Source organism: Klebsiella sp. MS 92-3 (genome assembly GCF_000195655.1).
GTDB lineage: Bacteria > Pseudomonadota > Gammaproteobacteria > Enterobacterales > Enterobacteriaceae > Klebsiella > Klebsiella pneumoniae.
Genome location: NZ_GL882770.1, coordinates 112,603 through 117,676 on the forward strand (window position 1 = coordinate 112,603; position 5,074 = coordinate 117,676).

Below are 5,074 nucleotides of genomic sequence, written 5' to 3' on the forward strand. Positions count from 1 at the left end.
CCATAGCTGGCCCGCCCGGCGTCAGAGGACTACAATACCTCCTCTAACACCCACACGCTCACGCTCCCCCCGTTACATGTAAAGGTCGCGCAGCCTTCGCCATCGGTTTCGACAATCTCTTCCCGGTTACCGAGAAAATCCCGCCAGCGTTTGTTGCCATAGTTTTCGCCCAGCGTCAGCGTCTTTTCGCCCTCATCGCCATTGGACATGATCACCACGCAGCCTGGATCGTCGTCAGTACCGCTACGACTAAAGGCGATGCAGTTAGGATGATCGAACCAAAGGGTTTGCACGCCATGGGCAAAACGCTGACGGGCGTCGATCAGCTCGTGGAGTTGTTCGATAACGGGCATCTCAATGGCATAGGTCTCTCCGTCGCCGCCGGTATCCTCATAGGAAGCGCCGAAGAGATCGGCATAAAAGACCGAGGGCACGCCATTCTCCCGCAGCAGGATCAGCGCATAGGCGAGGGGCTTGAACCAGGGTTCAACCGGCGCCTCGAGGGCCTGCAGCGGCTGCGTATCATGATTGGTGACCAGAGTGACGGCATGGAAAGGGTCGGCTTCCACCAGCGTCCCGCTGAAAATCTGGCTCATGTCATAATCGCGGCCCTGGCGCGACGCTTCATGAAATTTCATCTGCAGTGGGGCATCAAACAGCATCGTTTTGCCCTCGACCAGGTCGATATACTGCTGGAGCTTCTCCACTTCATGGGACCAGTATTCCGCTACAATAAACAGCGGCTGCGGGGCCACCTCCTGAACATGCTCGATCCACGCTTTATAAAACCAGGCGGGGATATGCTTGACCGCGTCAAGACGAAAACCGTGGCAGCCGGTCTGCTCCATTACCCAGCGCGCCCAGAATTTGATCTCCTCGGTCACTGCATGATTGCGGAAATCGATATTGGCGCCCATCAGATAGTCAAAGTTGCCGAGCTCATCATCGACCTGTTCATTCCAGCCTTCGCCGGTGTAATCGTTGACGATTTTAAACACACCGTCTTCCGTCGGGTTCTCGATGTGGTCAATGCCGCTAAAACATTTGTAGTCCCAGACAAACTGCGAATACTGTCCGGCGCGCACCGGGAAGGTGTAGCGCGTCCATGCCTCGCACTCAATGATCTCCTCGTCAATTTGCGTACGATCCTGCTCATCGACGCGCTGAACGCGCAGAGCCTCTTTTTCATCAGCGCCCATTTTATGGTTGACCACCACATCCAGCAGCACGGCGATATTGTGCTCCTTCAGGGCGTTGATCGCCGCCAGCAACTGCGCTTTGTCGCCATATTTGGTGGCGACAGACCCTTTTTGATCAAACTCGCCGAGGTCAAAGAGATCGTAGGTATCATAGCCGACGGAGTAACCGCCCGAGGCGCCTTTGTAGGCGGGTGGCAACCAGACCATATTGATGCCGATTTCATTCAGGCTGGGCGCCAGCGCTTCGACCTCAGGCCACAGCTCGCCGCCGGTGGGGTAGTACCAGTGAAAACATTGCAATAAGGTGGGGTTTTTCATCTTCCATGCTCCAGACGTCAACAGGCTGACCTTTGCAGTATGGGAGATATCCAGCAAAAAGGGTGAGGAAAGCCCTGATTTTCGCTATACCCTAAAGCGGATCATATATAATAAATTTGCATAAGATGTAGCGTAACGATGTTGGTGTCAGGGCGTTAAGCGCCTTACACTACAGGAAAATCCTAACCTTCGGGGTATCTATGAAATTAGCACTTCTGGGTCGTCAGGCGATGATGGGCGCGATGGCCGTTGTTTTGATGGCTGGCGTCAGCGTGAAAACTTTTGCGGCGGAAAACCTGCTCAATCAGATTAAAGAGCGCGGCACCCTACGCGTGGGCCTCGAAGGCACCTACCCTCCCTTTAGTTTCCAGGGGGATGACGGCAAGCTGACCGGGTTTGAAGTGGAATTCGCTAACGAACTGGCGAAACATCTTGGCGTGAAGGCCGATCTCAAACCGACCAAGTGGGACGGTATGCTGGCCTCGCTGGACTCCAAGCGTATCGACGTGGTGATTAACCAGGTCACTATCTCTGACGAACGTAAGAAGAAATACGATTTCTCCACCCCATATACCGTCTCCGGCGTGCAGGCGCTGGTGAAGAAGGGTAACGAAGGCGCGATTAAAACCGCGGCGGATCTGAAAGGCAAGAAAGTGGGCGTCGGACTGGGCACTAACTATGAAGAGTGGCTGCGTCAGAATGTCCAGGGCGTGGATGTCCGTACCTATGATGACGATCCCACCAAATACCAGGATCTGCGTGTAGGCCGTATTGACGCCATTCTGGTAGACCGTCTGGCGGCGTTGGATCTGGTGAAGAAAACCAACAATACGCTGGCGGTAACCGGCGAAGCCTTCTCTCGTCAGGAAGCTGGCGTTGCGCTGCGTAAAGGCAACGACGACCTGCTGAAAGCGGTAGATGGCGCGATTGCAGACATGCAGAAAGATGGCAGCCTGAAGGCGCTGTCCGAGAAATGGTTTGGCGCTGACGTGACGAAATAACGGACAGCGGTGAAAAAAGGCGCTCCTGGAAGCGCCTTTTTTTATTTAGCGCGTAACTGTGTGCATAATGAAGCATAACTGAGTCAGGAGGGGCCATGTCACTGCAAAACTTAACCCGCTTTCCGCGCCTGGAATTGATCGGCGCGCCGACGCCGCTGGAGTATCTCCCGCGTCTGTCCGATCACCTTGGGCGCGAAATTTTTATTAAACGTGATGATACGACGCCGCTGGCGATGGGGGGCAACAAACTGCGTAAGCTGGAGTTTCTCGCCGCCGATGCGCTGCGCGAGGGCGCGGATACCTTAATCACCGCCGGCGCGATCCAGTCTAACCATGTGCGTCAGACGGCGGCAGTCGCTGCGAAACTGGGACTGCATTGCGTGGCGCTACTGGAAAATCCCATCGGCACCCGGGCGGAGAACTATCTGAGCAATGGCAACCGTCTGCTGCTGGATCTCTTTAACACCCAGGTTGAGATGTGTGATGCCCTGACCGATCCCGCCGCGCAGCTCGATGAGCTGGCGACCCGCATTGAGGCGCAGGGGTATCGTCCGTATGTTATTCCGGTCGGCGGCTCCAATGCCCTCGGCGCGTTAGGCTATGTGGAAAGCGCACTGGAAATCAGCCAGCAGTGCGAAGACGCGGTGGCGATCTCGTCAGTCGTGGTCGCCTCCGGCAGCGCCGGCACCCATGCCGGATTGGCGGTCGGCCTTGAACAGCTGATGCCGCAGGCGGAACTGATTGGGGTGACCGTGTCGCGCTCGGTCGCTGACCAGTTGCCGAAAGTGGAGGCGCTGCAGCAGGCCGTGGCCAACAGTCTCGAGCTACAGGCGAAGGCTGAAATTATACTGTGGGATGACTACTTTGCCCCAGGATACGGTACGCCAAACGAAGATGGGATGGCCGCCGTGAAGCTGCTGGCGCAGCTGGAAGGTATTTTGCTCGACCCGGTCTATACCGGCAAAGCGATGGCCGGGCTTATCGACGGCATCACGCAGAAGCGCTTTAAGGATGAAGGGCCGATACTGTTCGTCCACACCGGCGGAGCGCCGGCGCTGTTTGCCTATCATCCTCACCTCTAATACAGAAACGACAGCATGCAAGAAAGTATCCAACTGGTCATTGATTCCGCCCCTTTTCTGCTGAAAGGGGCCGTCTTTACGCTGCAGCTGAGCATTGGCGGGATGTTTTTCGGCCTGGTGCTGGGCTTTATCCTGGCGCTGATGCGCATGTCGCCAGTCTGGCCGGTAAAATGGCTGGCGCGCATGTATATCTCCATTTTCCGCGGCACGCCGCTTATCGCCCAGCTGTTTATGATCTACTACGGCTTGCCGCAGTTCGGCATTGAGCTTGACCCGATCCCGGCGGCGATGATCGGCCTGTCGTTGAATACTGCGGCCTATGCGGCGGAAACGCTGCGCGCGGCCATCGCCTCGATTGATAAAGGGCAATGGGAAGCGGCGGCCAGTATCGGTATGACGCCCTGGCAGACGATGCGTCGGGCCATTTTACCCCAGGCGGCGCGGGTCGCTTTGCCGCCGCTGTCGAACAGTTTTATCAGCCTGGTAAAAGATACCTCGCTGGCGGCAACGATCCAGGTGCCGGAGCTGTTTCGTCAGGCGCAGCTAATCACCTCGCGAACCCTGGAGGTCTTCACTATGTATCTGGCGGCTTCCCTGATCTACTGGGTAATGGCGACAGTGCTCTCCTCGCTGCAGAATTATTTTGAAAACCAGCTGAACCGCCAGGAGCGTGATCCGAAATGAGTGCGATAGAAGTGAAAAGCCTGGTAAAAAAATTCCATGGCCAGACGGTGCTCCATGGTATCGACCTGGAGGTACAGAAAGGGGAAGTGGTGGCGATCATCGGCCCCAGCGGCTCGGGCAAAACCACCCTGCTGCGTAGCATCAACCTGCTGGAGCAACCGGAGAGCGGCACTATCCGCGTCGGCGATGTGACGATCGACGCCGGTCGCAGCCTCGGGCCGCAGAAAGGGCTCATTCGCCAGCTGCGCCAGCACGTCGGCTTTGTCTTCCAGAACTTTAATCTGTTTCCCCACCGTACGGTGCTGGAGAACATTATTGAAGGGCCGGTCATCGTAAAAGGTGAAGATAAGCAGGAGTCCATGGCGCGGGCGCGCGAACTGCTGGCGAAGGTGGGGCTCAGCGGAAAAGAGAATAGCTATCCGCGCCGTCTCTCCGGCGGGCAGCAGCAGCGAGTGGCTATTGCCCGCGCGCTGGCTATGCGTCCGGACGTGATCCTGTTTGATGAACCCACCTCGGCTCTCGATCCTGAGCTGGTGGGGGAGGTGCTCAACACCATCCGTCAGCTGGCGCAGGAAAAACGCACCATGGTGATCGTGACCCATGAAATGAGTTTCGCCCGCGACGTTGCCGATCGGGCGATATTTATGGATCAGGGACGCATTGTCGAACAAGGCGAGGCAAAAGCGTTGTTCGCTTCGCCCCAGCAGCCGCGTACCCGTCAGTTCCTTGAAAAATTCCTGATGCAGTAAAGCATGGGCTGGCGCGGCGGCTCAGCTTCGCGGGAGCCGCC

At 56.9% G+C, this 5,074-nt stretch carries 5 protein-coding genes; 4 read left to right on the forward strand and 1 reads right to left on the reverse strand.

From position 1 onward, the window contains the following. Positions 1 to 29: 29 nt before the first annotated feature. The gene (gene amyA / locus HMPREF9538_RS20035) at positions 30 to 1,517 is read right to left on the reverse strand and encodes an alpha-amylase (RefSeq protein WP_009484433.1); all 1,488 of its coding nucleotides are present in this window, start codon (positions 1,515 to 1,517) and stop codon (positions 30 to 32) included. 200 nt (positions 1,518 to 1,717) lie between these two features. Between amyA and tcyJ the strand changes: the two genes are divergently transcribed. From tcyJ to tcyN, 4 genes are all read left to right on the forward strand, one after another. Next, positions 1,718 to 2,518, forward strand: a complete 801-nt coding sequence (gene tcyJ, locus HMPREF9538_RS20030; RefSeq protein WP_004899204.1) for a cystine ABC transporter substrate-binding protein — start codon at positions 1,718 to 1,720, stop codon at positions 2,516 to 2,518. A gap of 95 nt (positions 2,519 to 2,613) precedes the next feature. Further along, on the forward strand, positions 2,614 to 3,600 hold the full coding sequence (gene dcyD, locus HMPREF9538_RS20025) for a D-cysteine desulfhydrase (RefSeq protein ID WP_004141132.1): 987 nt from the start codon (positions 2,614 to 2,616) through the stop codon (positions 3,598 to 3,600). Between the two features lie 15 nt (positions 3,601 to 3,615). After that, positions 3,616 to 4,284, forward strand: coding sequence for a cystine ABC transporter permease (gene tcyL / locus HMPREF9538_RS20020; protein ID WP_002911547.1), 669 nt, complete (start codon positions 3,616 to 3,618; stop codon positions 4,282 to 4,284). Next, positions 4,281 to 5,033, forward strand: a complete 753-nt coding sequence (gene tcyN, locus HMPREF9538_RS20015) for an L-cystine ABC transporter ATP-binding protein TcyN (protein WP_004151455.1) — start codon at positions 4,281 to 4,283, stop codon at positions 5,031 to 5,033. The genes tcyL and tcyN overlap by 4 nt, the downstream gene beginning before the upstream one ends. The last annotated feature ends 41 nt before the right edge of the window (positions 5,034 to 5,074 follow it).